Annotated in this window: 23 protein-coding genes; 13 read left to right on the top strand and 10 right to left on the bottom strand. The window is 70.1% G+C overall.

The features are described from left to right. Window positions 1–114 precede the first annotated feature (114 nt). The gene (locus tag FHW79_RS03280) at window positions 115–1,632 is read left to right on the top strand and encodes an alpha/beta hydrolase (RefSeq protein WP_348984029.1); all 1,518 of its coding nucleotides are present in this window, start codon (window positions 115–117) and stop codon (window positions 1,630–1,632) included. A gap of 3 nt (window positions 1,633–1,635) precedes the next feature. Here FHW79_RS03280 and speE read toward each other — a convergent pair whose 3' ends face one another. Further along, window positions 1,636–2,496: a polyamine aminopropyltransferase gene (speE, locus tag FHW79_RS03275; RefSeq protein ID WP_183177616.1), complete on the bottom strand. Its 861-nt coding sequence runs from the start codon at window positions 2,494–2,496 to the stop codon at window positions 1,636–1,638. Continuing rightward, the gene (gene speD, locus FHW79_RS03270; RefSeq protein WP_236778146.1) at window positions 2,493–2,906 is read right to left on the bottom strand and encodes an adenosylmethionine decarboxylase; all 414 of its coding nucleotides are present in this window, start codon (window positions 2,904–2,906) and stop codon (window positions 2,493–2,495) included. Before speD ends, speE begins: the two co-directional genes overlap by 4 nt. A 307-nt stretch (window positions 2,907–3,213) precedes the next feature. Between speD and FHW79_RS03265 the strand changes: the two genes are divergently transcribed. Beyond that, window positions 3,214–3,975, top strand: coding sequence for a gamma-glutamyl-gamma-aminobutyrate hydrolase family protein (locus FHW79_RS03265; protein WP_183177615.1), 762 nt, complete (start codon window positions 3,214–3,216; stop codon window positions 3,973–3,975). 88 nt (window positions 3,976–4,063) lie between these two features. Here the strand turns inward: FHW79_RS03265 and FHW79_RS03260 are convergent, their stop codons facing one another. Next, window positions 4,064–4,558, bottom strand: coding sequence for a MarR family transcriptional regulator (locus FHW79_RS03260; protein ID WP_014238979.1), 495 nt, complete (start codon window positions 4,556–4,558; stop codon window positions 4,064–4,066). A 399-nt stretch (window positions 4,559–4,957) separates the two neighbouring features. Here FHW79_RS03260 and FHW79_RS03255 point away from each other — a divergent pair, with 399 nt between their 5' ends. Next, a complete protein-coding gene (locus FHW79_RS03255; protein WP_183177614.1) occupies window positions 4,958–5,641 on the top strand; it encodes a fumarylacetoacetate hydrolase family protein in 684 nt (227 codons plus the stop codon). A gap of 25 nt (window positions 5,642–5,666) precedes the next feature. Further along, window positions 5,667–6,461 (top strand): exodeoxyribonuclease III, encoded by a 795-nt coding sequence (gene xth / locus FHW79_RS03250; protein ID WP_183177613.1) that lies wholly within the window; start codon window positions 5,667–5,669, stop codon window positions 6,459–6,461. A gap of 35 nt (window positions 6,462–6,496) precedes the next feature. Here xth and FHW79_RS03245 read toward each other — a convergent pair whose 3' ends face one another. Genes FHW79_RS03245 through FHW79_RS03225 form a run of 5 tightly spaced genes read right to left on the bottom strand, consistent with a single transcriptional unit; the run spans window position 6,497 to window position 11,942 of the window. Beyond that, window positions 6,497–7,081, bottom strand: a complete 585-nt coding sequence (locus FHW79_RS03245) for a histidine phosphatase family protein (RefSeq protein WP_183177612.1) — start codon at window positions 7,079–7,081, stop codon at window positions 6,497–6,499. Next, complete coding sequence (locus FHW79_RS03240) at window positions 7,078–8,349, bottom strand: glycosyltransferase family 4 protein (RefSeq protein WP_247884167.1); 1,272 nt, start codon at window positions 8,347–8,349, stop codon at window positions 7,078–7,080. The genes FHW79_RS03245 and FHW79_RS03240 overlap by 4 nt, the downstream gene beginning before the upstream one ends. 31 nt (window positions 8,350–8,380) lie before the next feature. After that, on the bottom strand, window positions 8,381–9,361 hold the full coding sequence (locus tag FHW79_RS03235; RefSeq protein ID WP_183177610.1) for a sensor domain-containing diguanylate cyclase: 981 nt from the start codon (window positions 9,359–9,361) through the stop codon (window positions 8,381–8,383). A gap of 41 nt (window positions 9,362–9,402) precedes the next feature. Next, window positions 9,403–10,677, bottom strand: a complete 1,275-nt coding sequence (locus FHW79_RS03230; RefSeq protein WP_183177609.1) for a glycosyltransferase — start codon at window positions 10,675–10,677, stop codon at window positions 9,403–9,405. Next, the gene (locus tag FHW79_RS03225) at window positions 10,674–11,942 is read right to left on the bottom strand and encodes a glycosyltransferase (RefSeq protein WP_247884134.1); all 1,269 of its coding nucleotides are present in this window, start codon (window positions 11,940–11,942) and stop codon (window positions 10,674–10,676) included. Before FHW79_RS03225 ends, FHW79_RS03230 begins: the two co-directional genes overlap by 4 nt. Before the next feature lie 193 nt (window positions 11,943–12,135). On the opposite strand from FHW79_RS03225, the gene FHW79_RS03220 reads away from it, so the two are divergent. The 9 genes from FHW79_RS03220 to FHW79_RS03180 all read left to right on the top strand — a co-directional run bounded on the left by FHW79_RS03220 (window position 12,136) and on the right by FHW79_RS03180 (window position 23,863). After that, window positions 12,136–14,790: an ABC transporter ATP-binding protein gene (locus FHW79_RS03220; RefSeq protein WP_183177608.1), complete on the top strand. Its 2,655-nt coding sequence runs from the start codon at window positions 12,136–12,138 to the stop codon at window positions 14,788–14,790. A 28-nt stretch (window positions 14,791–14,818) separates the two neighbouring features. Further along, window positions 14,819–15,274 carry a cyclic nucleotide-binding domain-containing protein gene (locus FHW79_RS03215; RefSeq protein WP_183177607.1) on the top strand — a complete coding sequence of 152 codons (456 nt, stop codon included), beginning with the start codon at window positions 14,819–14,821 and terminating at the stop codon, window positions 15,272–15,274. A gap of 37 nt (window positions 15,275–15,311) precedes the next feature. After that, window positions 15,312–16,469, top strand: coding sequence for a glycosyltransferase (locus tag FHW79_RS03210; protein ID WP_183177606.1), 1,158 nt, complete (start codon window positions 15,312–15,314; stop codon window positions 16,467–16,469). A gap of 82 nt (window positions 16,470–16,551) precedes the next feature. After that, window positions 16,552–17,346 (top strand): polysaccharide deacetylase family protein, encoded by a 795-nt coding sequence (locus FHW79_RS03205; protein WP_247884133.1) that lies wholly within the window; start codon window positions 16,552–16,554, stop codon window positions 17,344–17,346. A 3-nt stretch (window positions 17,347–17,349) separates the two neighbouring features. Next, window positions 17,350–17,922: a hypothetical protein gene (locus FHW79_RS03200; RefSeq protein WP_183177604.1), complete on the top strand. Its 573-nt coding sequence runs from the start codon at window positions 17,350–17,352 to the stop codon at window positions 17,920–17,922. Further along, window positions 17,919–19,802, top strand: a complete 1,884-nt coding sequence (locus FHW79_RS03195; protein ID WP_183177603.1) for an ABC transporter ATP-binding protein — start codon at window positions 17,919–17,921, stop codon at window positions 19,800–19,802. The genes FHW79_RS03200 and FHW79_RS03195 overlap by 4 nt, the downstream gene beginning before the upstream one ends. Next, a complete protein-coding gene (locus FHW79_RS03190) occupies window positions 19,802–21,694 on the top strand; it encodes an ABC transporter substrate-binding protein (protein WP_211108057.1) in 1,893 nt (630 codons plus the stop codon). Before FHW79_RS03195 ends, FHW79_RS03190 begins: the two co-directional genes overlap by 1 nt. A gap of 4 nt (window positions 21,695–21,698) precedes the next feature. Next, window positions 21,699–22,697 carry an ABC transporter permease gene (locus tag FHW79_RS03185; protein ID WP_183177601.1) on the top strand — a complete coding sequence of 333 codons (999 nt, stop codon included), beginning with the start codon at window positions 21,699–21,701 and terminating at the stop codon, window positions 22,695–22,697. Beyond that, window positions 22,694–23,863, top strand: a complete 1,170-nt coding sequence (locus FHW79_RS03180; protein WP_183177600.1) for an ABC transporter permease — start codon at window positions 22,694–22,696, stop codon at window positions 23,861–23,863. Before FHW79_RS03185 ends, FHW79_RS03180 begins: the two co-directional genes overlap by 4 nt. A 3-nt stretch (window positions 23,864–23,866) precedes the next feature. Here the strand turns inward: FHW79_RS03180 and FHW79_RS03175 are convergent, their stop codons facing one another. Both FHW79_RS03175 and FHW79_RS03170 read right to left on the bottom strand, forming a co-directional pair. Then, entirely contained in the window at window positions 23,867–24,676 is an 810-nt protein-coding gene (locus FHW79_RS03175; protein WP_183177599.1) for a DUF882 domain-containing protein, read from the bottom strand. 161 nt (window positions 24,677–24,837) lie between these two features. Beyond that, a complete protein-coding gene (locus tag FHW79_RS03170) occupies window positions 24,838–25,713 on the bottom strand; it encodes an MBL fold metallo-hydrolase (protein WP_183177598.1) in 876 nt (291 codons plus the stop codon). Between the last annotated feature and the right edge of the window lie 255 nt (window positions 25,714–25,968).

Raw genomic sequence — 25,968 nt, 5'->3', positions numbered from 1 at the left:
CAAGCCCGCCCCGCTGGGTCAAAGAGAAAGCATCAAAAGGGGTGGGACCGGTGGAAGGGCCATCGCCCGGCCGATCGCCGCCCGCCCTTTCGCTGCTGAGGACGATCGACCCGCGTGACGAGACGCGCCCATCATCGGTGGTTGGAGACCCTGGCCGCTGCCCTGCTGGCGGTGTCGGTGGCGCCCTCGCTGGCCCCGGCGCCGGCCCGGGCCGACCCCCGCTTCGTGCCCGGCCCCTGCTCGTTCTCCGTGCCGGAGGGGGAGGCCGCGCTGTGCGGGACCGTCGGCGTGCCCGACCGGCGCGACCGGCCGGCGACGCGGGCCTTTCGACTGCCGGTCGTCGTCCTGCTGTCCACCGCCAAGCAGCCCTCCCCCGACCCCGTCCTGTTCCTGGAGGGCGGCCCCGGCGCCTCCCCCTTCGGCAGCGGCGAGGCGGTGGAGGAGCGGATGGAGGTGTGGTGGTCGCTGACCGCCGGGTTCCGCCGGTCGCGCCACGTCGTTCTGTTCGACCCGCGCGGCGCCGGACGGGCCGAGCCGGACACCGATTGTCCGGAGCTGGACGTGCTGGGCGCCTCGCCCCGCCTGCGCCCGGTGTCGCGGGACCGCCGCGCCGCGCTGGAGCGCACCGCCATCGCCGCCTGCCGCGACCGCTTCACCGCCAACGGGCTGGACGGCGCCATGTTCACCACCCCCATCGCCGCCGACGACGCCATGGACGTCGCCGCGGCGCTGGGCGCGCAGCGGGTCAACCTGTTCGCCGTGTCCTACGGCACGCGGGTGGCGCTGGAGATCCTGCGGCGCCACGGCGGGCGGGTGCGCACGGCGGTGCTCGATTCCATCTACCCGCCCGACGTCAACGCGACGGAGGAGGCGCCCTGGCTGGCGCACCGGGCGTTCAAGCGGCTGTTCGACGACTGCGCGGCCAACCGCGTGTGCCGCGCCGCCTATCCGGACCTGGAGCGCCATCTTCTGGAACTGGTGGAGCGGCTGGGCAAGGCCCCGGTGGACGTGCCGGTGGGCGATCCGGAGATCCCGCGCTGGGCGCGGCTGGACAGCGCCGCCGCCCTGTCGGCCCTGCTGGAGGCGATGGCCGAGGGCGAGAGCGTGCCGCGCCTGCCCGCCCTGATCGAACGGGCGTGGCGCGGGCGGTACGACCGCCTGACCGACTGGGTGCCCGCCCCTTGGCTGGGTGACCCCGACTCGGCGGAGGGCATGGCCTTTTCCATCGAATGCCGGGAGACGGTGAACCCCGCCGACCCGCTGAGGCTGGCCGACGCCGCGCGCCGCTTCGCCCCCTACGGCGCGGTCACCGCCGACGATCCCGGCCGGCGCGTCTGCGCCCAATGGCCCGCCGCCGCGCAGGAGGCGTCGGAGCGGCTGCCGGTGGCCAGCGCGGTGCCGGTGCTTCTGCTCTCCGGCGCCTACGACCCGCTGACCCCGCCGGACTGGGCGGAGCGCGCCGCGGCGACCCTGCCGAAGAGCCGGCATCTGGTCTTCCGCAGCGCCGGGCATCTGGTCACCGCGTCGGACGACTGCGCCGTTGCCGCCGCCGCCCAGTTCGTGGATTCGGAGACTCTTCCCGCCAACGCCTGCCCCGCGGCGGCCAAGCCGCCGGGGTTCCAGCCGCCGTAAGCCCTACTTCAGCGCGTCCAGCATGAAGGCCGGCAGGGCGAAGCTGGCGACGTGGATGTCGGGCGTGTAGTAGCGGGTGGCCAGCCCCGCCGCCTCGAAGCGCGGGCGGATCGCCTCCGCCGTCTGGCGGCGCAGCGCCGCGTCGTCGGTGGCCCAGCCGAAGGCCATGAAGCCGCCGTAGTAGCTGGGCACCGGCGCCACGAAGAAGCTCGCGTCCGCGAACAGCCGGCCGAGCCGCCGGTGGCTGTCCGTCAGCTCGCCCGGCTGGAGGAACGGCACGCCGTTCTGGGTGACCAGCACGCCGCCGGGGGTCAGCCGCGCCTTGCAGTCGGCGTAGAAGTCCTCGGTGAAGAGGACGGCGCCCGGCCCGTGGGGGTCGGTGGAATCGACGATGACGACGTCGAACCGCTCCGCCGTTTCCTTCACAAACGCGCAGCCGTCGGCGATCACCAGATCCGTGCGCGGGTCGTCGAAGGCGCCGGCGCTGATCGACGGCAGATGGGCGATGGACAGGTCGACCACCGAACGGTCGATCTCCACCATCGTCACCCGCTCCACCGCCTTGTGCTCCAGGCAGCGGCGCAGCATGCCGCCGTCGCCGCCGCCGACGATCAGCACGCGGCGGACGCGCCCATGCGCCAGGATCGGCACATGGGTCAGCATCTCGTGATAGACGAACTCGTCGCCTTCGGTGGTCTGGACGACGCCGTCGAGCGCCATCACGCGGCCCAGCACCGGGTTCTCGAAGATCACCAGGTCCTGGAGGCTGGTGCGGTCGCGGTGCAGGATGCGGCCCATGCGCAAGCGCTGGGCCACGTCCTTGTGCAGCGTCTCGTCGTACCAGCCGGAGCCGGAGTCGCTCATGACCCGGTTTCGCCGCGCAGCAGCTCGTCGCACTTCACGCCGGTGGGCTTGAAGGCGCGTTCCAGCACCGGGATGGCCTTCATGGGCTGCGCGTCGCCGCACATGAAGATGTCCAGCGCGGCGTAGCCGCGTTCCGGCCATGTGTGGATGCTGATGTGCGATTCGGCGAGCACCGCCACGCCGGAAATGCCGCCGTTCGGCGTGAAATGGTGCAGGTGGATGTGCAGGAGCGTCGCCCCCGCCACCTCCACGGACTCGATCAGCGTGGAACGGACATGGTCCAGCTCGTCCAGACGTTCAGCACCCCACAGATCGACGATCAGGTGGGTGCCGGCGCAGACCTTGCCATCGCGAACGATGAAATGGTCCTTGCGGTCGTCTTGAGATTCCCTCCAGGGACCAGAAGTCACGTTGGTCCGGTTGGAGATTTGACCTTCCGTTTGGGCTTTCCTTGGATCGCTTCCCAAGTCCATCCCCAATTGGAAGAGAGAAGCGGTCTTCGCCATCGTTCTCCCCCATCAGCAGATGTTCCGCGCAGGTGGCGCGGAGGAGGGGGGCATATGGGACAAATTCGCATGCGAATCAACACAATTCTGTCCCCGCATCCCCTTTGTGCTTGGCGGCGGGCCTCTGGCGCGGCGTGCCGCGGCGGCGCATAATCGTCTGTCCGCCGCCTTCCGGAGCGGTCCGGAATCCTGCCTGGAGGTCCTCCCCACCATGAACCGCAAGCCGCTGATCGGCGTTCCCGCCTGCGCCCGCATGATGGGCGAGCATCCCTTCCACGTCGTCGGCGACAAGTATGTCCGTGCGGTGTCGGACGGGGCCGGCGGCATGCCGCTGCTGATCCCGGCGCTGGGGACGGCGCTGGACATGGACGACGTGGCCGGACGGCTCGACGGGCTGCTGGTCACCGGAAGCCCCTCGAACGTCGAGCCGCACCGCTACGGCGGGTCACCCAGCGAGCCGGGCACCCTGCACGACCCGGAGCGCGACGACACCACCCTGCCGCTGATCCGCGCCGCGCTGGAGTTGGGCGTGCCGCTGCTGGGCATCTGCCGCGGCTTCCAGGAGTTGAACGTGGCGCTGGGCGGCACGCTGCACCAGCGGGTGCACGAGGTGCCGGGCTATTCCAACCACCGCGAGGACAAGGAGGCGCCGCTGGCCGTGCAGTACGGGCCATCGCACCGCGTCCGGCTGACCCCCGGCGGCGTGCTGGAACGGCTGGCCGGCGGCGAGGCGGCGGTGACCGTCAATTCCCTGCACGGGCAGGGCATCGACCGGCTGGCCGACGGGCTGATCGTGGAGGCGATGGCCGAGGACGGGCTTGTCGAGGCAGTGCGGGTGGCGGGAGCGCCGGCCTTCGCGCTGGCCGTGCAGTGGCACCCGGAATGGCGGTTCTGGGAGAACCCGCTGTCGGCGGCGATCCTGCGCGCCTTCGGAAGCGCCGCCGCCGACCGGGCGCGACGACGCCTTTCCTGAAAATTGGTTTCAGGACAATAGATTAGGTCAACAATCGGCGGGTGCCGCGTGCCCAGGATTTGGGCACGCCACTCTCAGCCCGTCAGCTTCAGCCGGCCCGCGAGATGCGGCGCAGGAAGTCGATGAGCTGCGCCTGCTCCTCGGCCGAGAGATCCTTCACCATGGCCTTGTCATGGGCCTGGATGCGCGGAATCAGCTCGTCCAGCAGCTTCTCCCCTTCCGGGGACAGGCGGAGCGCGTAGGAGCGGCGGTCGTTGGGCGAGGGCGCCCGGATGACCAGACCGCGCGACTCGAGCCGGTCGATGACCGCGACCATGGTCGAACGGTCGATGCCCACCGCCGAGCCCAGGTCGGACTGCGACAAGCCCTCGTTCTCCTTGATCATGATCAGGACGCCGAATTGCCCCGGCGTCATGTCGTGGGGCGCCACAGCGTTCTGGAAGCTCTGGAACACGGCCACCTGCGCCTTGCGCAGATTGTAGCCAACGAGCTCGGGCAGAGGGCCGAGGGCCATCTTTCCGGTCTTGCTCGGACGCTGGCGGGTGCGCCGGTCCGAGGGGGTGGGGCGGTCGATGTCGGTCAACGTGAAAGCCGTCGTTTATTGACTAGTCTATTGGTCGTGTAAAATGCAGGCAGGTGCCGATTTTGTCAGCAAGAACCACACAATCCGCATCATATGCATAGCACCCATTCCCGTTGTGCATTGGTTCCGCCCGGAAGCGGCTCCACCTCTACCCCTATGAAGCGATCACGCTCCTGATCCCGGCCCCCCCGGAAACAGGCATGCCGGCGCGGTCGCCCGCCGACGGTTCATTCCCCTGCCGCAGACGGGTTCCAACAACGGAGCTTCCGACGCCCGGTCCCCCCCAGACCGGGCGTCTTCGCGCCAAAGCCCCGGCCCCACGGCTGGGGCTTTTTTCTGGTGCTCTTTCCGGTAGGGTGGTGGCCCGCGAACCGCACCCCTCCGAAAGAAAGGCGCGCCATGGCCTACGCCATTCCCCTGTGGCCCCAGCCCACCGTTCCGGTCGCCGGCGGCGATCCGTTCCCGGTCCGCCGCATCTACTGCGTCGGCCGCAACTACGCCGCCCACGCGCGCGAGATGGGCGCCGATCCGGACCGCGAGCCGCCGTTCTTCTTCATGAAGCCCGCCGACGCCATCGTCGCCGACGGCACCGCCATCCCCTACCCGCCCAAGACCGCCAACCTGCACCATGAGATCGAGCTGGTCGTGGCGATCGGCACCGGCGGACGCGACATTCCGGTGGAGCGAGCGCTGGACCATGTCTACGGCTATGGCGTGGGGCTGGACATGACCCGCCGCGACCTGCAGAACGCGGCGAAGAAGGAAGGCAAGCCCTGGGACATGGGCAAGGGCTTCGACCAGTCCGCCCCCTGCGGCACGCTGCGCCGCGCCGCCGACATCGGCCACCCTGACAAGGGGTCGGTGACGCTGTCGGTCAACGGCGACCTGCGCCAGAAGGGCGATCTGGCGGACCTGATCTGGTCCGTGTCCGAAACGATTTCCTACCTGTCGGGTCTGGTCGAGCTTCAGCCGGGCGACCTGATCTACACCGGCACGCCGGAGGGCGTCGGCCCGGTGGTCCCCGGCGACCGGCTGGAAGGCGCGGTCGAGGGCGTCGGCTCCATCGCCGTCACCATCGCCTGACATCGGCAATACGGATCACCGGACGATGCGCATCGCCACCTGGAACATCAACTCCGTCCGCATGCGGATGGATCTGCTGCTGCGCCTCATCGACGAGACGCAGCCGGACGTCATCTGCCTGCAGGAGACCAAGGTCGTCGACACCGACTTCCCGATGGCCCCGCTGGCCGATAAGGGCTACGTCCACGCCCACATCCACGGGATGAAGAGCTACAACGGCGTCGCCATCCTGTCGAAGCTGCCCTTCGCGTCGCGCGACGTGCAGCACTGGTGCGGCAAGCAGGACTGCCGCCACGTCTTCGCCGAGTTGCCCGGCGGGATCGAGCTGCACAGCGTCTACATCCCGGCGGGCGGGGACATTCCGGACCCGGAACAGAACGACAAGTTCGCCCACAAGCTTCAGTTCGTGGACGAAATGACCGAATGGTGGACGACCCGGCGCAGCCCGGACCGCCGCATGGTCATGGTCGGCGACCTGAACATCGCACCGCTGGAGAACGACGTCTGGAGCCACAAGGAGCTTCTGAAGATCGTCTCCCACACCCCGGTGGAGGTGGCGAAGCTGACGGCGATGCAAGCGTCCATCGGCTGGGTCGACGCGCTGCGCCATTTCGTTCCGCCCACGGAAAAGCTCTACACCTGGTGGAGCTATCGCGCGAAGGACTGGGCGGCCTCCGACCGCGGCCGGCGGCTGGACCACATCTGGGTCACCCCGCCGCTGAAGGACGCGCTGACCGGCCACCGCGTCCTGCGCGAGGCCCGCGGCTGGGAGCCGAAGCCGTCCGACCATGTGCCGGTGATGGTCGATCTCGCCGTGTGATCTGGACGTGTGATCTGGACGTGTGATCCGCTGAGTCACCGCGCCGCCAGCGGCACGTTCATCGCCACGACCGACGGCGTCCCATCCTCCGCCACGCGGAAGCGGTGGGCGCAGCCGTCGGTCAGGCGGTGCACCGGCTTGCCCACCATGTCCCAGCCGGTGGCCAGCGCGTAGAGCGCCCGCATCACCCCGTTGTGGGCCACCGCCCCGGTCGGCACGCCCCGCGCCCCCACCTCGGCCAGCCAGGGGATCAGCCGCGCCTGCACGTCGCGCGGGCTTTCCCCGCCGGGCGCCCGGAAGTCGAGGCCCATACGCTCGCGGTCCGCGGTCAGGGCGCCGCTCGACCGCAGCTCCTCCAGCAGGCGGCCTTCCCAGTCGCCCCAGCTCATCTCGACCAGACGCGGTTCCGGCGCCGGGTCGAGGCCGAGCAGCCGGGCCGTCTCCCACGCCCGCCGCTTCGGGCTGGCGACCCAGCGGTGGCCCAGCACATCCGGCGGCAGCCTCCAGGTGGCGACTCGGGCACGGCCCTCGTCGGACAACGGCTCATCGATGCCGCCCTGGAGACGGTGCGCGGCGTTCCAGGCGGTCGGCCCGTGGCGCAGGATGATGAGGTCGGTCATGGGCTCCCTTTCCGCGCGGCGCGCCGGACGACTCCGTCCAGGACCGCCACCGCGTTGCTCAGATCATGCTCCGCCGCGGCGGTGCGGCGCGCGGCCTCGCCGAAGCGGCGGCGTCTCTCGGGGTCGTCGAGCAGCGCCCGGACGGCGGCGGCGAAGGCCGCCGCGTCGCCCACCGGCGGCAGCAGGCCGGTCTCCCCGTCGCGCACCACGTCCGGCACCCCCCCGGTGCGTCCCGCCACCACCGGCAGACCGGCGGCCTGGGCCTCCAGCAGGGCCATGCCGTAGGCCTCGTTCACCGCCGGCCAGACCATCAGGTCGGTGGCAGCGTAGAGCGCGGTGAGATCGGAAGAGCTTTGCTGGCCGAGGAACAAGACTCCCTCCCCTGCGAAGCTCTCGCGCAAACCAGAGGTTTGCGCTGACGCGGCAGGCGGACCTTCGGTCCGCCGAGAGCGGGGGAGGGTTGGGGTGGGGGCAAGTGCGCCTCTCCCGATCAATGTCTCGATCCGCAGGCGAGCGGGGCCGTCGCCGGCGATGAGAAGGTGGTGGGGAGGCAACGCACTCGCCCCCACCCCGGCTCTCCCCCGCTGGGCGGGGGAGGGAGAAAGGGCTTCGGCCAGGATCTCGTAGGAACGTTCCTTGTCGCCGCCGCGCATCATGCCGACGGCAAGCAGCCAGGGAACGTCCGGGTTCAGACCGTAACGCTCGGCCAGGGCCGCCCGGTGCCGGTCGCGCTCCGCGGCGGCGGCCGCAAAGGGTCGCGTGTCGACGAAGGGCCGCAGCCGCACCAGCCGGTCCGGCGATTGCAACAGCGGCAGCACCCCCTCGGCGTCGTGGCCGGCGAGGTTGACGACCGCCGCCGCCTGCCGGATGGCCGCCTCGGCGGCGCGGTGGCCGGCGGAGAAGGGGCCGGTGGCGCGCTTGCCCGCGAAGGACGCCTCCGCCACCACATAGGGGATGCCGAAGCGGCGGCTGACCGACGGGCCGATCCAGTCCGGCGCCTTGTGGTACAGGTGGTAGGTGAACCAGAGGTCCGGCGGGTCGTCCCGCCAGCGTGCCGTCAAGCGGTCGGCGCAGCACGCGCCCAGCGCCGCCAGACGCTCCGCCCGGCCCGGACGGCGCCCATCGTCCCAACTGCGCAGGGTGCTGGCCAGGGTCACCCTGTGCCCAGCCCCCTCCAGCGCGGCCATCAGCAGCCGGGCCATGCGCCGGTCGCCCGAGGGCACCGGGTGGGTCGGGGATTTCAGCGGGGCGTAGAAGGCGATGCGCATCACGGCCCCCGCGTCGTGACGGCGAGGAGGCTCAGAACGGGGTCGGCTCCAGCGCGCAGACGACCCGGTTCCGCCCGGCGGCCTTGGCGCGGTACAGCGCCTCGTCCGCGCTGGACAGCATGGCGTCCACATCGCGGGTCCCGGCCGCGCAGCAGGCCACGCCGATCGACACGGTGAAACGCACCGACTCGTCCCCCGACGGCACCGCCAGCTCCGCCGTGCGCCGGCGGATGCGCTCCGCCACCATGCGCGCCCCGGCGACGTCGGTCTCCGGCAGCAGGATGGCGAACTCCTCGCCGCCGGTCCGGCCCAGCAGGTCGTTCTCCCGCAGCAGGGCGCGGCAGGCGGCGGTGAAGGCGCGCAGCGCCTCGTCCCCCACGGCGTGGCCGTGGGTGTCGTTGATGCTCTTGAAATGGTCGAGGTCGAGCATCAGCAGGGTGACCGGCCGGCCATAGCGGCGGGCGCGGGCCAGTTCCTGCTCCGCCGCCTCGACGAAGTGGCGGCGGTTGGACACGCCGGTCAGGGGATCGGTGATGGAGAGCCGGCGCAGCCGCTCCTCCGACTCCTTCAGCGCCGTCACGTCGTTGATCAGGACGTAGATGACCGGCAGCCCGTCCCAGGGCAGGGGCGACATGCTGACCTGGACGCAGGTCCGCTCCCCGTCGGTGGACACCATCACCCCGTCCTGTGACCGCACCAGCTCGCGCTTGCGCAGGCAGCGCTGGAAAGCGTCCCGCTGGTCGTCGATGCCCGATTCCTCGACGAAGTCGAGGAAATGGCGCCCGACCAGGGCGTCGCCGCTCTGGCCCAGGATGCGCGCGGCCTCCTGGTTGGCGAAGACGATGCCCATTTCCTGATGGATCAGCAGTCCGGCGGGCAGCAGGTCGAGCATGTTGCCCAGCTTGCTGCGCGTCAGCGACAGCTCGTGGCTGGTCGCCACGGCGTCGCTGTCGTCGTCGAAGTCGATAAAGGAAAGGGTGTCCGGTTCGGAAGAGGCGTACAGACTCGACATGACGTCGCAAAGGTGGAGCAAAGCCGCACTCTATCCCGTCGTCAGCCGCCGTGCAATGCACAGCATCCTCCGAAAGACAGACGAGCAGGAATGCTATTTTCGGTTGCGAAACGATCGTGCAGGCGGTCGATGCCCGCGTCGCTGCCGAAGTCGCGGCGCACCCGCGCGGCGCCCGCCGCGCCCAGCGCCGCGCGGCGGGCCGGGTTGCGGAGCAGCGATTCGAGGGCGCCGGCCAGCGCGGCAGGGTCATCGGGGTCCACCAGCGTGCCAGTGACCCCGTCCTCGATCAGCTCCGCCACCGCGGCGGCGCGGGTGGACAGGCAGGCCAGCCCCTGGCTCTGCGCCTCCATCAGCACGTTGGGCAGCCCGTCGCGGTCGCCGTCGCGCGCGGTGCGGCAGGGCAGGACGAACAGGTCGGCGCGGCGGTACTGGGTGATCACCGCGTCCTGGGCCTTGGCCCCCTGCCAATCGATCCGCCCTTCCAGCCCCAGCGCCGCCGCCTGCGCCTTCAGTGTCGCCAGACGATCGCCGCCGCCGATGTGGGTCCAGCGCCAGTGCAGCCCGGTGGGCAGGCGGGCCAGCGCGTCGAGCAGCAGGTCGAAGCCCTTCTTCTCGACCGCCCGACCGACCGACAGCAGCCGCACCGGGTCGGCGGGGTCTGACCCGTCGCGCGCCGGGCGCGCGTCCGGCGGGGCGGGGAAGCGGCTGAAGTCCAAGCCGTGGTAGAGCAGCTCCACGCGTTCCGGCTGCGGCGCCAGGGCGCGCAGGCGGGCGAGGCCGAGCGCGGTGCAGGTCACGCCCCAGCGCGCCTCGGCCAGCTTGTCCCGCAGATCCCAGTCGGGCGAGGTCCAGATGTCCTTGGCGTGGGCGGAAAAGCTCCAGGGCAGGCCGGTCAGCAGCGCTGCGTAGCGCGCCACGCTGGCCGGGGTGTGCAGGAAATGGGTGTGCAGCCAGGTGACGTCCGCCGGCAGTTCCGCCGCCAGCACACAGGCCTGGCCGAAGCGGCGCACGCGGTTGCGGCTGGGGTCGCGCCGCAGGTCGGCCAGCCAGGCGGCCCGCGCCGCCGGCCAGCCGGGGCGCCGCCGCGCCGCGGCCAGGGCGCGCAGCACGCGGCCGGGCGCGTCGTGCAGATATTCGGGCAGATAGGCCACCGGGGCGGTGACGCGGCGGTTCAGCTCGTGCACCGCCTTGTCGGTCGGTTGACGCAGGCTGACGATGAGTTGACGCAACCCCCGCCGCTCCAGCCCCAGGATCTCCTGCGCGATGAAGGTTTCCGACAGGCGGGGCCAGCCCTTGACGATGACGGCAACGGTCACGCGGCGTCCCCGGCGGCCATCTGGTGCTCGGGCGCGCAAGGGAGCTGGGACGTGCCTGGGGACGGCCCTGGGGCCGGGACCGACGCCAAATCCGGCAGGTAGCGGGCCGACAGGCGGTTGACGCTCTCCAGCCCGCCGAGCAGGCCCGGCACCACCACCGAGGAGGGCGGCGCCTGCCAGGGCAGCCGGCGCAGCGCCGCCGCCATCGCCGCGGCGTCGCGCACCCCGTCGTCCATCAGGACGGAGACCAGCCCCAGCTCCTGCGCGCGGGCGGCGCGGATGGTCTGCTCGCGCCGCGGCACCTCGCGCGGGACGATCAGCGCCTTCTTGTCGAAGGACAGGATCTCGCAGAAAGTGTTGTAGCCGCCCATGGCGACCACCCCCACCGCCCCCTGCATCAGCCGCTCGATCCGCGCCTCGAAGGCGGTGGCCTCGACGTTGGGCAGGGCCTCGGCGCGGGCCAGGAACTCGGCCTGGAGGTCCGGCTGCATGAAGGGGCCGAACACCAGCACGGCGCGGTAGGGGATGCCGGGATCGCTCTCATAGGCGCGCAGCACCCAATCGACCAGCGCCTCGCCGTCGCCGCCGCCGCCGGGGGTGACCAGGATGTAGGGCTCGTCCGGCAGGCCGGGACCGTGCGGCACCGCCGGGGGCACGGTGCGGTGCAGGTAGCCGGTGTAGACCATCTTGTCGCGCACCGACTGCGGAACCTCGATCCCCTCCAGCGGGTCGCAGATCTGCGGCAGGCCGTAGGCCCAGATCTCGTCGTACAGGGTCTCCAGCGCCGGCAGGACCTTCTTGCGCTCCCACTCCGGGGCGAGCAGCGCCGGCTCGTCCATCACGTCGCGCAGGCCCAGCACCAGCGGCACGCCGCGGCCCTTCAGAAGCTCCAGCGTCTCCCGCACCTCGCCACGCAGGCCGAGCGGCTCCTTGTCCACGATGAACAGGTCGGGCTGGTAGATCTCCGCCGTGTGGCGGATCAGCGAAGCCCGCATCGACAGGATCTCGTCGATGTCCAGATGCAGGTTCAGCGCCGTGTATTCGCCGTTGCGCAGCTTGATGACGCCGGGGATGCGCACGAAGTCGACCCGGGTGCGGAAGTCGAAGCTGCCGACGATCGGCGAGCCGGACAGGATCAGCACGGACAGGTTGCCGTAGCGCTCCACCAGCGCATGCGCGATGGCCCGGCAGCGGCGGAGATGGCCGAGGCCGAACGTGTCATGGCTGTAGATGAGCACGCGGCCCGAGGTCGGACGTTCGCTCATAGACTTCCTACCTCTCCCGATTGGCCTCTTGTGTCCGGCCGCAGCTTGGCCGATGAACGGATGTGCGCCGTGCCGCCGCCGGGATGGCGGCGGACCGCTTGCGGGCTCACCATATCCTCAGCGGCCAAGCGGCAGAGGGGGTAAGGTGTCTGCCTGCTCCCGGCACCGGCGTCCCCTTGCGTAGAATGGCGCTATGGAATCCAGCATTTTCCGATTCATCCTTCGGCACAGCGTCCGTCAGCAGATCGTGCTGACCCTGATGACCCTGGCGTCCTTCCCCTTCCTCTACGCCTCGCTCGACCTTCCGAAGCGGATCGTCAACGAGGCGATCGCCGGGAAGAAGCTGCCTGAGTCCTTCCTCGGCTTCCATCTCGATCAGGTGACCTACCTGTTCGTCCTATGCGGACTGTTCCTGACTTTGGTGCTGGTCAACGGCGCGTTCAAGTATGTCATAAACACCTACAAGGGCCGCCTGGGCGAGCGGATGCTGCGCCGTCTGCGCTACGAGCTGTACGTGCGCGTCCTGCGCTTCCCCCTGCCCCGCTTCCGCAAGATGTCGTCCGGGGAGATCATCCCCATGATCACGGCGGAGGTGGAACCGCTGGGCGGCTTCATCGGGGACGCCATCGCCATCCCGGTGTTCCAGGGTGGCACCCTGCTGGTCTACATCGCCTTCATCTTCGTCCAGGACCCGGTTCTGGGGGCAGCGGCGGTGTCGCTGTACCCGTTCCAAGGCTGGCTCATCCCACGGCTTCAGCGCAAGGTCAATCAGCTTGGCAAACAGCGCGTACGTGCCATGCGCCAGATCGCCGACCGCATCGGCGAAACGGTGTCCGGCATCCAGGAGGTGCACACCCACAACACGGCGTCCTGGCACCTCGCCGACCTCAGCCACCGCCTGGGCGACGTGTACCGCATCCGTTTCGAGATTTACCAAAGAAAGTTTTTTGTCAAATTCCTGAACAATTTCATAAACCAGCTCACCCCGTTCTTCTTCTATTCGATCGGCGGATATCTGGTGATCCACGGCCAGCTCTCCTTCGGTGCGCTGGTCGCGGTGCTGGCCGCCTACAAGGACTTGGCGGCTCCTTGGAAAGAACTCCTCGACTGGTACCAGCAGAAGGAGGACAACCGGATCAAGTACGAGCAGGTGGTGGAGCAGTTCCACGTCCCCGACCTGCTGGCCGAGCGCCTGCTGCGCGAGGAGGAGGACGTCCCCTTCACGGGCAGCCTGTCCTTCCACAACGTGGGGTTCGGGGAGGACGGCGGCTCGCCCATCCTGGAAGGGGTGACCTGCGACATCCCGCTGGACTCCCACACCGCGCTGATCGGCGTCGGCTCCGGCCGGGACGAGCTGGCGCAGCTCGCCGCGCGCGTTCTGCTGCCCTCGTCGGGCCAGATCCGGCTGGGCGAGCATGATTACGCGGAGCTGCCGGAGAGCGTGACCGGGCGGCGCGCCGCCTATGTCGGGGCCGCCCCCTACCTGTTCTCGGCCTCGCTCTACGACAACCTCGTCTACGGGCTGCGCCACCGGCCGCTGCGCGAGAATGGCGAAAGCCCAAACGATGCGAGTGGGGAAGCGGCGGAGCGGCGCAAGAGCCGGATGGCCGAGTCGGTTCTGTCCGGCAACGCCACCGACGACGTGCACGCCGACTGGATCGACTACGCCGCCGCCGGCTGCGACGGGCCGGAGGACCTGAAGGCCCGCATCCTGCGCGTGGTGACGATGGTCTCGCTGCAGGACGACGTGTACGGCATGGGCCTCAACCGCACCGTCGATCCGGAGCGGCGCCCCGACGTGGCCGCCCGCGTGTTGGAGGCGCGCGACGCCATGCGCGCCATGATGCTGAACAACCCGGAGCTGGGGCGGCTGGTCGAGCGCTTCGACCCCGACCGCTACGCCGTGAACGCCACGCTGGCGGAGAATCTGCTGTTCGGAACGCCGGTCGGGCCGATCTTCCAGACTGACGCGCTGGCCTCCAATCCCTATATGTTGCATGTGCTGGACAAGGTGGGGCTGACCGACACCATTCTGGAGACCGGCCACAAGGTGGCGGAGACCATGGTCGAGCTGTTCGCCGGCCTGCCGCCCGGCCACGAATTCTTCGAGCGCTTCTCCTTCATCGGCTTCGCCGAGCTGCCGGAGTACCAGGCCATCCTGGCGCGCACCGCGAAGGAGGGGCTGGACGCGCTGCGGCCCGAGGAGCGGACGCGGCTGATGACCCTGCCCTTCAAGCTGATCGGCGCCCGCCACCGTCTGGGCCTGATGACGCCGGAGCTGGAAAAGAAGCTTCTGCAGGCGCGGCATCTCTTCGCCAGCGACCTGCCGGCCGACCTGAAGCACGCCGTCGCCTTCTTCGACCCGGACGCCTACAACGCGGCGGCCAGCATCCAGGACAACATCCTGTTCGGCAAGATGGTCTACGGGCAGGCGCAGGTGCAATCCAAGGTGGGCCGCATCGTGGCGGAGCTGGTGGACCAGCTTCACCTGCGCGACACCATCGTGGAGGTCGGGCTGGAACACCCGGTGGGGGTGGCGGGGTCGCGCCTGTCCGCAGCGCAGCGCCAGAAGGCGGCGCTGGCCCGCGCCTTGCTGAAGCGCCCCGACCTGCTGGTGCTGAGCGAGGCGACCAGCGGTCTGGACACCAGCAGCCAGAGCAAGGTGCATTCCGCGATCCTGGGAGAACGCAAAGGGTGTGGTCTTGTGTGGGTTCTGCAGCGTGCCGGCTTGGCACGGGCGTTCGAGCGAGTCATTGTGATGAAGGACGGTCGAATCGCCGAGCATGGCCGCTTCGATGAGTTGAACAGGCCCGGTACGTTGTTGCATGAATTGGTGTCCGCCGAATAAAGCCGGCGGCGTTGAGGAGGCAGACGGCATGAGCATCGCCGAAGAAGTCAATTGCCTGCGCAGGATTCCCCTGTTCGCCAACATCGACACTTCCAAGCTCAAGCTTCTCGCCTTCACCAGCGAACGGCTGAGCTTCCGGTCGGGCGACATCCTGTTCGAGCAGGACGAGATGGGCACCTGCGCCTACATCCTGCTGCGCGGGGAGGCGGAGGTGATCATCACCGGCCCCGGCGGACCGCTGGCCGTCGCGACGCTGGGGTCCAACGAGATCGTCGGCGAGATCGCCATCCTGTGCGACGTGCCGCGCACCGCCACCGTGCGCGCCAGCACCGACCTGGAGGCGCTGTGCGTGCCGAAGGACCATTTTCTCCAGATGATCGCCGACTTCCCCCAGATGGGGCTGGAGATCATGCGCTCGCTGGCCCACCGCCTGGAACAGACGACCGTGCGCCTGCGCGAGGTCCTGGCTGCCCAGGCCCCTTGAATTCTGGCAATTTGATATTCTGGCGACCGGACGACCCATGCGTGTTCTTTTCCACGTCCAGCATCTGCTGGGCATCGGCCACGACCGGCGCGCCGCGCTGATCACCCGCGGGCTGGCCGAGGCGGGCGTCGCCGTCACCGTGCTGCGCGGCGGACATCCGGTGCCGGGAATCGATTACGGCCCGGCGGCCGAGATCGTCCAGCTTCCCCCCGCGCGCGCCGCCGACAGCGGCTTCAAGACCCTGCTGGACGAGCACGGCCGGCCCATCGACGACGCGTGGCGCGCCCGGCGCCGCGCCGCGGTCCTGGAGGCCCACGACCGGGTGCGGCCCGACGCGTTGCTGGTCGAGTCCTTCCCCTTCGGGCGCCGCGCCTTCCGGTTCGAGCTTCTGCCCCTGCTTGAGGCGGCCAAGGCCGGCGGGGCGGTCACCGCCGCGTCGGTGCGCGACATCCTGGTGACCAAGGCCAAGCCGGAGCGGCTGGAGGAAACCGTTTCGACGGTGGAACGGCTGTTCGACCATGTGCTGGTCCATGGCGACCCGGAGTTGATCCCCTTCGCGGCGACCTTCCCCGCCGCAGCGCGGATCGCCGACCGCATCCGCTACACCGGCTATGTCGCGGCCCCGCAGGGCGCGGAGACCGAAGCGATGGACGGCACCGGCGAGGTGATCGTGTCGGTGGGCGGCGGAGCGGTCGGCCTGCCGCTGCTGCGGGCCGCGCTGGCGGTGCGTGCGTCAACTCCCCTTGGACTTGACGCACCCTGGCGCCTGCTGGCCGGGCCGGACGTGCCGGAGGCGGAGTTCCGCGCCCTCGCCGCCGACGCCCCGCCGGGCACCATCGTGGAGCGGGCGCGGCCCGACTTCCCCGCCCTGCTCCGCCGCTGCCGCCTGTCGATCAGCCAAGCCGGCTACAACACCGTGCTCGACGTGCTCCAGGCCGGCTGCCGGGCGGTCGTCGTCCCCTTCGCCGCGGGGAGCGAGACCGAGCAGGCCACCCGCGCCCATCTTCTGGAGGAGCGGGGCCGGCTGGCTGTGGTCGACGAAGCCACCCTGACCCCGGACACCCTGGCCGCGGGCGTTGCCAAGGCGCTCGCCCTGCCCCCGCCGCCGGCCATCCCGCTGCGCTTGGACGGTGCCGCCGCCACCGCCCGGCTGCTGTTGGACGCGGTGGCCTACCGCCAAGGCAACAGTCGCTAAGCCAATCAAGACGCTTGGATTTTTCCGGTGCGGGGGCCATGCTGGGGCTGATCCCCTGCCTCGGCCCAGCCTTGCGATGACCATGACCGCCCCTTCCGACAGCCCGCCGCGCGCCGGTTGGAACGCGCTGACCGCCGAGCTGGACGCCTGGGCCGCCGCCGGGCGCACCGCCACCCTCTGGTGGCGCGACGACGACGCCGTGGAGCCGACGCCCGCCCTCGACCGGATGGTCGCCCTGTCCGTCGAAACCGGTGCGCCGCTGGCCCTGGCGGTGATCCCGGCGGGCGTCACAGACGCCCTTGTCCCCGTTGTGGACGCGGCCCCCACCGTCACGGTGCTTCAGCACGGCTGGTCGCACGCCAACCACGCCGCTCCCCCGGCGAAAAAGGCGGAGCTTGGCGCGGACCGGCCCGCCGCCACGGTTCTGGCGGAACTGGCCGAGGGGCGGAGCGTGCTGGACCGCCGCTTCGGGCCGCGCGCCCTGCCCGTTCTGGTGCCGCCGTGGAATCGCATCGCATCCGGCGTGATGGCCGGTTTGCCCGGCGCGGGCTTCGCCGGCCTGTCGGTTTTCGGGCCGCGACGTGTGTCAACCGTCAACATGATGTGTGTCAATACACACATCGACCCGGTGGCCTGGAAGGACGGCAAGCGCTTCCTGGGCGACGCGGAGTCGCTGGGCATGGCGGTCGCCCATCTGCGCGCCCGGCGGCTGGGTACGGTGGACGCGGCGGAGGCGACCGGCCTGCTGACCCATCATTTGGCGATGGACGGTGAAACCTGGGCCTTCACCGCGCGTTTCCTGACCGTGACCCGCCGCCATCCGGCGGCCCGCTGGCTGTCCGCAGATACCCTGTTCGCCGCAGAAGGACATCGCTGATACATGGCCGAGCTGCCCATGGCCCGCCCCTCGACCGGGGAGACGCCGACCGTCGCGGAGATGCGCTACCCTGCCGGGGCGCTGGCCGGCGACTACGCGCGGGCCGGGGCGGGACTGGCGCTGACGGTGCTGCCGCTGGCCTTCCTGCCGGTCATCCCCTGGATCGCCGTGCCGCTGGCGGCCTGCGCGCTGCTGTTCGCCGTCTTCGCGGCGCGCACCCTGCAGCGCCAGTTGACCCGCCTGACCATGGACGACAAGGGCCTGCGGGCGGACGGGCCGCTGGGCGGCGCCATCCGCTGGGACGCGCTGTCCGGGCTGAAGCTGCGCTACTACGCCACCAAGCGGGGCCGTGACGACGGCTGGATGCAGGCGGCGCTGAGCGGCGGCGGCACGACCCTGCGCTTCGACAGCAACCTGGAGGGCTTCGACGCGGTGATCGAACAGGCCGCCCTCGCCGCCGGGCGCAACGGCGTGGCGCTGAGCGCGGTGACGGTGGACAACCTGATCGCCCTCGGCATCGAGCCGCCGGAGGATCCCAACGAGAAAGGCACCAACGAAAAGAGGCCGGCGCCATGAGCCGCACGCTGCTCCGGGTGGAGGACCTGAAGGTCGATTTCCAAGTGCCGGGCGGCGTGGTCCACGCGGTGCGCGGCGTGTCCTTCCGGGTGCGGGCCGGCTCCACCGTCGCCCTGGTCGGGGAGTCCGGATCGGGCAAGTCGGTGGCGGCGCAGTCGATCCTGCGCATCCTGCCCCGCAACGCCACCATCGCGGACGGGCAAATAATGTTCGACGACGGCGCCGGCCCCGTCGACATCGCCGGGCTGAAGGCCGACGGCACGGCGATGCGGGCGCTGCGCGGCGGCCGCATCTCGATCATCTTCCAGGAACCGATGACCTCGCTGTCGCCCCTGCACACGGTGGGCGACCAGGTGGGCGAGGCGGTTCGGCTGCACCAGCGGGTGACCGCACGGCAGGCCCGCGCCCAGGCCGAGGACATGCTGCGCCGGGTGCGCTTCCCCGACCCGAAGCGGGCGCTGGACACCTACCCGTTCGAGCTGTCGGGGGGCCTGCGCCAGCGCGCGATGATCGCCATGGCGCTGGTCTGCCGCCCCGCCCTGCTGATCGCCGACGAGCCGACGACCGCGCTGGACGTCACCATCCAGGCGCAGATCCTGAAGCTGATCAAGGACCTCCAGGCCGATCTCGGGATGGCCGTCCTGCTCATCACCCACGACCTGGGGGTCGTCGCCAACCTCGCCGACGAGGTGGTGGTGATGCACCGCGGGCGGATCATGGAATCCGGCACGCGCGAGGACATCTTCGCCGATCCGCGCCACCCTTACCTGAAGGCGCTGCTGCGCGCCGTTCCGCGCTTCCACATGGCGCTGGGGGAACGGCTGGTGCCGATCCGCTCGATTACGTCGCAGGGCGGCAGCCTGCTGGAGAAGGACCACCAGCCCTGGCCGCCCGGCGCCGACGCGGTGGGGCCGCTGCTGGCGGTGGAGGGGGTGCGCAAGCGCTACGGCGCGCGCAAGGCCGGCTGGTTCGGCGCCAAGGCCGGGGCGGGCACGCTGGCGGTGGACGATGTCAGCTTCGCCATCGCGCGCGGCGAATGCGTCGGGCTGGTCGGCGAGTCGGGCTGCGGCAAGACCACCCTGTCGAAGATCCTGATGCGCGCCCTGACCCCGGACGCCGGCAACGTCCGCTTCAACGACCACGGCCGGATCGTCGACGTGCTGGGTCTGGAGGGCGCCGCGCTCACCGCCTTCCGCCGCAAGGTGCAGTTCGTCTTCCAGGACCCCTTCGGTTCCCTGAACCCGCGGATGACCGTCTTCGACATCGTCGCCGAACCGCTGGTCATCCACGGCATCGGCGACGAGGCGGAGCGCGCCGCGCGGGTGAAGGAGCTGATGGGGCTGGTCGGGCTGGACGCCCGGCATCTGCGCCGCTACCCGCACAGCTTCTCCGGCGGCCAGCGCCAGCGCATCGGCATCGCCCGCGCGCTGGCGCTGCGGCCCGAGCTTCTGCTGCTCGACGAGCCGGTGTCGGCGCTCGACGTATCGATCCAGGCGCAGGTGCTGAACCTGCTGAAGGACCTGAAGGAACGGCTTGGCCTGACCTACCTGTTCGTCAGCCACAATCTGGCGGTGGTGGATTACATGGCCGACCGCATCCTGGTGATGTGCCGCGGCCGGATCGTCGAGTCGGCCCCGCGCGAGGCGCTGTTCCGAAACCCGGTCCACCCCTACACCCGCGCCCTGCTGGCCGCCGTTCCGGAGCCGGACCCCAGCCGCCCGCTGTCGCTGACCGACCTGGAGGAGGGCCGCGCCTCCGACCCTGCGCGCTGGCCCGCCCCCTTCACCATCGACGAGGACCACCAGCCCCATCTGGTCGATCTCGGCGGCGGCCATTGCGTGCGCGCCGACGCCGCCATCCGTGTGCGTGAGGTGGCGTGATGAGGCTGGCCCGCCCCGCCCTGCTGCTGCTCGCCTTCCTCGGGCTCAGCGCCTTCGACGCGGTCGAGACGCCGATGCTGGAGAACGCGGTCGGTGCCGGATCGCTGCCGCCGGTGGAGAAGCGGCTGCCGCTCACCCCGCTGGTCGAGCCGATGGACCGCGCGTGGCAATCGCCGGGGCGTCATGGCGGCGACCTGCGCCTGCTGATGGCGCGGACCAAGGACACCCGGCTGATCTACGTCTACAGCTACGCCCGGCTGGTCGCGCTGACCCCGAACCTGCGCATCGTCCCCGACATCCTGGAGCGGGTGGACGTGGAGGAGGGGCGGATCTTCACCTTCACGCTGCGCCGCGGCCACCGCTGGTCGGACGGCCATCCCTTCACGGCGGAGGACTTCCGCTACTGGTGGGAGGACATGGCCAACAACGCCAAGCGCTCCCCCGGCGGGCCGCCGCCGGAGATGCTGGTGGCCGGGGAGGCGCCCACGTTCGAGGTGCTGGACGCCGCCGCGGTGCGCTACACGTGGTCGCGCCCCAACCCCTTCTTCCTGCCGATGCTGGCCGGGGCCAAGCCGGTGGAGATCTACGCCCCGGCCCATTACCTGCGGCGCTTCCACCCCCGCTTCACCGAGCCGCTGGAACTGAAGCAGCGGGTGGAGGCGGAGCGGCAGAAAAGCTGGCAGCAGCTTCACAACCGCAAGGACAATCTGACCGAGTTCGACAACCCGGACCTGCCGACCCTGCAGCCCTGGGTGCCGACGACCGCGCCGCCCGCGGACCGTTTCATCTTCGTAAGGAATCCCTATTTCCATCGTGTGGACCCGGCGGGACGGCAGTTGCCCTACATCGACCGGATCATCATGACGGTGGCCGACGCCAAGATCATCCCGGCAAAGACGGGGGCGGGCGAGAGCGACCTCCAGGCGCGCTACCTGCGGTTCGACAACTACACCTTCCTGAAGCAGGGGGCGAAGCGCAACGACCAACGGGTCACGTTGTGGCGCACCGGCATCGGGGCGCAGATGGCGCTGTTCCCCAATCTGAACTGCAACGACCCGGTATGGCGCGCGCTGAACCGGGACGTGCGCTACCGCCGCGCCCTGTCGCTGGCCATCGACCGCGAGGAGATGAACCAGGTCATCTATTACGGCCTCGCCATTCCGACCAACAACACGCTGCTGGAGGTCTCGCCGCTCTGGACGCCGGCCTACCGCGACCGCTGGGCGCAATTCGACGTGAAGCAGGCCAACCGGCTGCTCGACGAGGTTGGCCTGACCAAGCGCGACGTCAACGACGTCCGCCTGCTGCCCGACGGCCGCCCGCTGGAGATCGTGGTGGAGACCGCCGGGGAGAGCACGGAGGAGACCGACGCGCTGGAGCTGATCGCCGACGGCTGGCGACGCATCGGGGCGCGGCTCTACATCCGCTCCTCGCAGCTCGACGTGTTCCGCAACCGCATCTTCGCCGGCGACACCTGCATGTCGATATCGCGCGGGCTGGACAACGCCATCGCCACCGCGGAGATGAGCCCCGCCGAACTGGTGCCGGTCGATCAGGCCAAGTACCAGTGGCCGAAATGGGGCCAGTTCTTCCAGACCATGGGCAAGGACGGCGAGCGCCCCGACATGCCCGAGGCGCGCGACCTGCTGGAGGCCTTCCGCGCCTGGCGCGACGCGCCGGACGAGGCGGGGCGGGCGGCGGCCTGGACGCGCATCCTGACGCTCAACGCCGAGCAGGTCTTCACCATCGGCACGGTGGCCGGGGTGCCGCAGCCGGTGGTGGCGCGCCGCACCCTGCGCAACGTGCCGGAGGAGGGTCTGTTCAACTACGACCCCGGCGCGCATTTCGGGCTGTACCGGCCTGACGGCTTCTGGTTCGACGGAAAGGGGTGAGGCCATGCTGGGCTACGTGATCCGCCGCATCCTCATCATGATCCCGACGCTGCTGGCGATCAGCGTCATCACCTTCGTCATCATCCAGCTTCCCCCCGGCGACTATCTGACCACGCTGGTCAACGAAATGCAGAGCCGGGGCGAGAGCATGGACCAGGGCCGGATGGCCATGCTGCGCGAGACCTACGGGCTCGACCGGCCGATGCACGAGCAGTACGCGCTGTGGCTGGCCGGCATGCTGCGCGGCGACTTCGGCTATTCCTTCGAATACAACCTGCCGGTCGCCGACGTGGTGGGCGACCGGCTGTCGCTGACCGCCATCGTGTCCTTTGCGACCATCCTGTTCATCTGGGTGGTGTCCTTCCCCATCGGCATCTATTCGGCGACGCGGCAGTACAGCCTGGGCGACTATGTCCTGACCTTCCTCGGCTTCCTGGGGCTGGCGACGCCGAGCTTCCTTCTGGCGCTGGTCATGCTGTATTTCGCCAACGTGTGGTTCGGCACCTCGATCGGCGGGCTGATGGACCCGCGCTACATCGGCCAGCCCTGGAGCTGGGGCAAGGCGATGAGCGTGTTCGAGCACATGTGGATTCCGGTGATCGTCATCGGCACCGCCGGCACCGCCGCGATGATCCGCCGCCTGCGCGCCAACCTGCTGGACGAGCTGCACAAGCCCTACGTCGTCACCGCGCGGGCTAAGGGCCTGCCGCCGGGCCGGGCGCTGGTGAAATACCCGCTGCGCGTCGCGCTGAACCCCTTCGTGTCGGACATCGGCAACCTGCTGCCGCAGGTCGTCTCCGGCGCCGCCATCGTGTCGGTGGTGATGTCGCTGCCGACGACGGGGCCGATGCTGCTCCAGGCGCTGCGCAGCCAGGACATGTATCTGGCCGGGTCCTTCCTGATGTTTCTGGCCGTGCTGACGGTGATCGGCGTCTTCCTGTCCGATCTGGCGCTGGCCGCGCTCGACCCGCGAATCCGCCTGAGCGGAGGAGCCAGCCGATGAGCGCCCTTCCGACCCAGACGCCCCTGCCCCACACCGTCGACACGGCGCCTTGGGACCCCGACGAGGTCGAACGGCTGTCGCCGGAGCAGGAGCGCTTCACCACCGCCTCGCAATGGCGGATGGTCTGGTGGAAGCTGCGGCGGCACAAGCTGGCGGTGGCGTCGGGGATCGTGCTGCTGCTGCTCTACGCCTCGACCCTGGTCAGCGAGGTCCTGGCCCCCTACGCGGTGGACAGCCGCAACTCCCACTTCATCCACGCCCCTCCGCAGACCGTGCACCTGTTCCACGAGGGGCAATTCGTCGGCCCCTTCGTCTACGGCTACAGCTACCGGCTGGACATGGAGATCCTGAAGCGGGAGTACACGCCCGATCCTGCGAAGGTGCAGCCGATCCGCTTCTTCTGCCGCGGCGACCGCTATGAATTCTGGGGGCTGGTGGAGAGCGACTGGCACCTCGCCTGCCCGGCCGACGGCGGCACGCTGTTCCTGATGGGCACCGACCGGCTGGGGCGGGACCTGCTGTCGCGGATGATCTACGGGACGCGCATCTCGCTGACCATCGGGCTGATCGGCGTCGCGGTCAGCTTCGTGTTGGGGATCGTGATCGGCGGCATCGCCGGCTATTACGGCGGCTGGGTGGACAACCTGATCCAGCGGCTGATCGAGATCATCCGCTCCTTCCCCGAGCTGCCGCTGTGGATGGCCCTGTCCGCCGCCCTGCCCGTCACCTGGAACCCGATCTTCATCTATTTCGGGATCACGGTGATCCTGGGCCTTCTGGAATGGACGGGCCTCGCCCGCGCCGTGCGGTCCAAGCTGCTGGCCCTGCGCGAGGAGGACTTCACCACGGCCGCCCAGCTGATGGGCGCCAGCCCGGCGCGCATCATCGGGCGGCATCTGCTGCCCAGCTTCATGAGCCACCTGATCGCCTCGGCGACGCTGGCCATCCCCGGCATGATCCTGGGCGAGACGGCGCTGAGCTTCCTCGGCCTCGGCCTGCGCCCGCCGATCACCAGCTGGGGGGTGCTGCTGACCGAGGCGCAGAACATCAACGTGGTGGCGCTGTACCCCTGGTTGATGCTGCCGGTGTTGCCGGTGATCGTGACCGTGCTGAGCTTCAACTTCCTCGGCGACGGCCTGCGCGACGCGGCGGACCCGTATCGGTAAACCTCAGGGCTTCTTCTTCGCCGCAGGCTCCGGCTGCTCCTTGAGGGAGGCCAGCACCATGCGGACGCGGGCGAGGTCGGCGTCGTTGCCCTTCGCCGGAGAGGCGGCGGGCGCGGCCTTGGCCGGAGGGCGCTTCGGCGGGGCGGGCTCCGCCGCCGCGACCTGTGTCCGGGGAGCGGGTGATGCCTTGGCGGCGACCGCCTTGCCCGACGCGGCCTTTGGGGTCGCCCTGGCCTCGAGGATGCGTGGGTCGCCGCCCTTCGGGCTCCAGGTGCGGACCGGGCCGGTGTCGACATGGACGTGGCCGGTGTGGGGGTAGAGCGCGTAGCCGCCGCGTTGCAGGGCCGCGGCCTCGTCGGCGAGACGGCGGGGCGGGACGCCGGGGATGGAGATGTCGGCGGCCTGCCCGCGCAGGTGATAGCTGTTTTCCGCCACGTTCGGGTTGCTGCGCGCCAGCGTGACGTTGGTCAGCGGCGAGCGGTAGCCCGAGGTGATGTGGACCGGCGTGTCGGCGTCGGCACCGCAGCGGTCCCGCAGGTCGGCCAGAAGCTCCACCAGCGTGGGATCGACGGGCACCGTTTCGCCGGTGCGGCGGTCGCGGAACAGGGTGGCGATGCGGTCCAGGGCCTGCGGGTCATACCCGTCGGCGCGGCGGTAGGTGACGCTGACCGTCTCGCCGCTGGCGGGATGGTGCAGGGTGATCGAGCGGGGGCCGCCATCGAACGAGGCCTGGGGACCCGGAGTGGAGGCGCAGCCGGCGAGCGTTCCGCCGGCGAGCAGGCCCAGCAACGATAAGCGCAGAAGATGCCGCATGCGTCTCCCCAGAGTTCTCTCTGCGGTTGCAGGCGGTTTTCATACCATAATTGTCACACGATCCGGCAGTGACAACGGGCCACGGGACGCGAACGGAGGCTTGGCCGTGTCCCTGGCGCATCACTGTCCAACGGGATAGGTGTCCAGTCAGAGAGGACGATTCAGAGAGGGAGCGCCATGCCTTCGCGGGCGACCAGCGTGCCGGGGCGCCGGGCCTCGGCGGCGGTGGCGATGACGTCCAGCTCGGCGTCGCTGCGCCGGGGATCGTGGTGGAAGATGACCGCGCGCTTCACATCGGCCTCGTCGGCGATGCGCAGGCACTCCTCCCAGGTCGAATGGCCCCAGCCGACACGGGCGGCGTATTCGGCGTCGGTGTAGGTGCAGTCGTAGATCAGCAGGTCGCTGCCGCGCACCAGCTCCATCACGGCGGGGTCGCGCCCGGCGGCGGGGTGCTCGGTGTCGGTGACGTAGCACAGGCTGCGCCCAGCGAACTCCACGCGGTAGCCGGTGGCCCCGTCCGGGTGGTTCAGCGCGGCGGTGCGCACGGTGACGCCCGGCTTCACCGCCAGCGTCTCGCCGCTGACGAAGTCGTGGAAGGTGCAGTCGGCCCGGAAGATCTCCACCGGCACCGGGAACAGCGGCGCCGACATCATGCATTCCAGGACGGAGCGCATCGTCCGCTCCCGCTCCAGATGGCCGGCCCTGATCCGCACGCGACTGGCCGCGTCGAAGGCCGGCGCGAAGAAGGGCAGGCCGCAGATGTGGTCGAGATGGCTGTGGGTCAGCAGCAGATCGACGTCCACCGGCTCTCCCTGGCGCATCAGCGCCTCGCCCAGCGGGCGCAGGCCGGTACCGGCGTCGAGGACCAGGAGAGCGTCCCCGCAGCGCAGCTCGACGCAGGGGGTGTTGCCGCCGTAGCGGACCGTGTCCGGTCCCGGGGAAGCGATGCTGCCACGCACGCCCCAGAAGCGGACGGTGAAGTCCGGCGGGGTGTCAGGCGCACCGGAACAGGCGTCGGAAACGGTTCGTGCCGTCATGGTACCGACAATTTGGCGGTAGGACCGACGCGAGTCGAGTGAAAAGGTTGTTTCACGAAACGACCCTTCGGCGCGTCTATAGGCCGGTCCGACGGCAGGCACGCAGACATTCCGCCTCGATAGAAGGGGGGACGGCGCAAGACGGGGGTAAGAGGAAAAGGCGTGCCGCACCGCCGAGATGCGGAGATGCCCAATCCAATAAGATGTGGTAGTTTGCGCCCGTTCGCCCATCGACGCGAAAAATCGCCTCCGGAC

The sequence above is a fragment of the Azospirillum sp. OGB3 genome (genome assembly GCF_014192915.1).
Lineage (GTDB): Bacteria > Pseudomonadota > Alphaproteobacteria > Azospirillales > Azospirillaceae > Azospirillum.
This window is presented reverse-complemented; position numbering and strand designations above follow the sequence as displayed.

Bases quoted from the DNA above. Each gene is read 5' to 3' on its own strand.
- FHW79_RS03190 (WP_211108057.1), top strand. From the start codon at position 19,802: ATGAGGCTGGCCCGCCCCGCCCTGCTGCTGCTCGCCTTCCTCGGGCTC.
- FHW79_RS03220 (WP_183177608.1), top strand. From the start codon at position 12,136: ATGGAATCCAGCATTTTCCGATTCATCCTTCGGCACAGCGTCCGTCAG.
- speE (WP_183177616.1), bottom strand. From the start codon at position 2,496: ATGAGCGACTCCGGCTCCGGCTGGTACGACGAGACGCTGCACAAGGAC.
- FHW79_RS03185 (WP_183177601.1), top strand. From the start codon at position 21,699: ATGCTGGGCTACGTGATCCGCCGCATCCTCATCATGATCCCGACGCTG.
- FHW79_RS03240 (WP_247884167.1), bottom strand. From the start codon at position 8,349: ATGCGCATCGCCTTCTACGCCCCGCTGAAATCCCCGACCCACCCGGTG.
- FHW79_RS03225 (WP_247884134.1), bottom strand. From the start codon at position 11,942: ATGAGCGAACGTCCGACCTCGGGCCGCGTGCTCATCTACAGCCATGAC.
- FHW79_RS03175 (WP_183177599.1), bottom strand. From the start codon at position 24,676: ATGCGGCATCTTCTGCGCTTATCGTTGCTGGGCCTGCTCGCCGGCGGA.
- FHW79_RS03210 (WP_183177606.1), top strand. From the start codon at position 15,312: ATGCGTGTTCTTTTCCACGTCCAGCATCTGCTGGGCATCGGCCACGAC.
- FHW79_RS03180 (WP_183177600.1), top strand. From the start codon at position 22,694: ATGAGCGCCCTTCCGACCCAGACGCCCCTGCCCCACACCGTCGACACG.
- FHW79_RS03200 (WP_183177604.1), top strand. From the start codon at position 17,350: ATGGCCGAGCTGCCCATGGCCCGCCCCTCGACCGGGGAGACGCCGACC.
- FHW79_RS03235 (WP_183177610.1), bottom strand. From the start codon at position 9,361: ATGTCGAGTCTGTACGCCTCTTCCGAACCGGACACCCTTTCCTTTATC.
- xth (WP_183177613.1), top strand. From the start codon at position 5,667: ATGCGCATCGCCACCTGGAACATCAACTCCGTCCGCATGCGGATGGAT.
- FHW79_RS03195 (WP_183177603.1), top strand. From the start codon at position 17,919: ATGAGCCGCACGCTGCTCCGGGTGGAGGACCTGAAGGTCGATTTCCAA.
- FHW79_RS03255 (WP_183177614.1), top strand. From the start codon at position 4,958: ATGGCCTACGCCATTCCCCTGTGGCCCCAGCCCACCGTTCCGGTCGCC.
- FHW79_RS03265 (WP_183177615.1), top strand. From the start codon at position 3,214: ATGAACCGCAAGCCGCTGATCGGCGTTCCCGCCTGCGCCCGCATGATG.
- FHW79_RS03245 (WP_183177612.1), bottom strand. From the start codon at position 7,081: ATGACCGACCTCATCATCCTGCGCCACGGGCCGACCGCCTGGAACGCC.
- FHW79_RS03170 (WP_183177598.1), bottom strand. From the start codon at position 25,713: ATGACGGCACGAACCGTTTCCGACGCCTGTTCCGGTGCGCCTGACACC.
- FHW79_RS03205 (WP_247884133.1), top strand. From the start codon at position 16,552: ATGACCGCCCCTTCCGACAGCCCGCCGCGCGCCGGTTGGAACGCGCTG.
- FHW79_RS03215 (WP_183177607.1), top strand. From the start codon at position 14,819: ATGAGCATCGCCGAAGAAGTCAATTGCCTGCGCAGGATTCCCCTGTTC.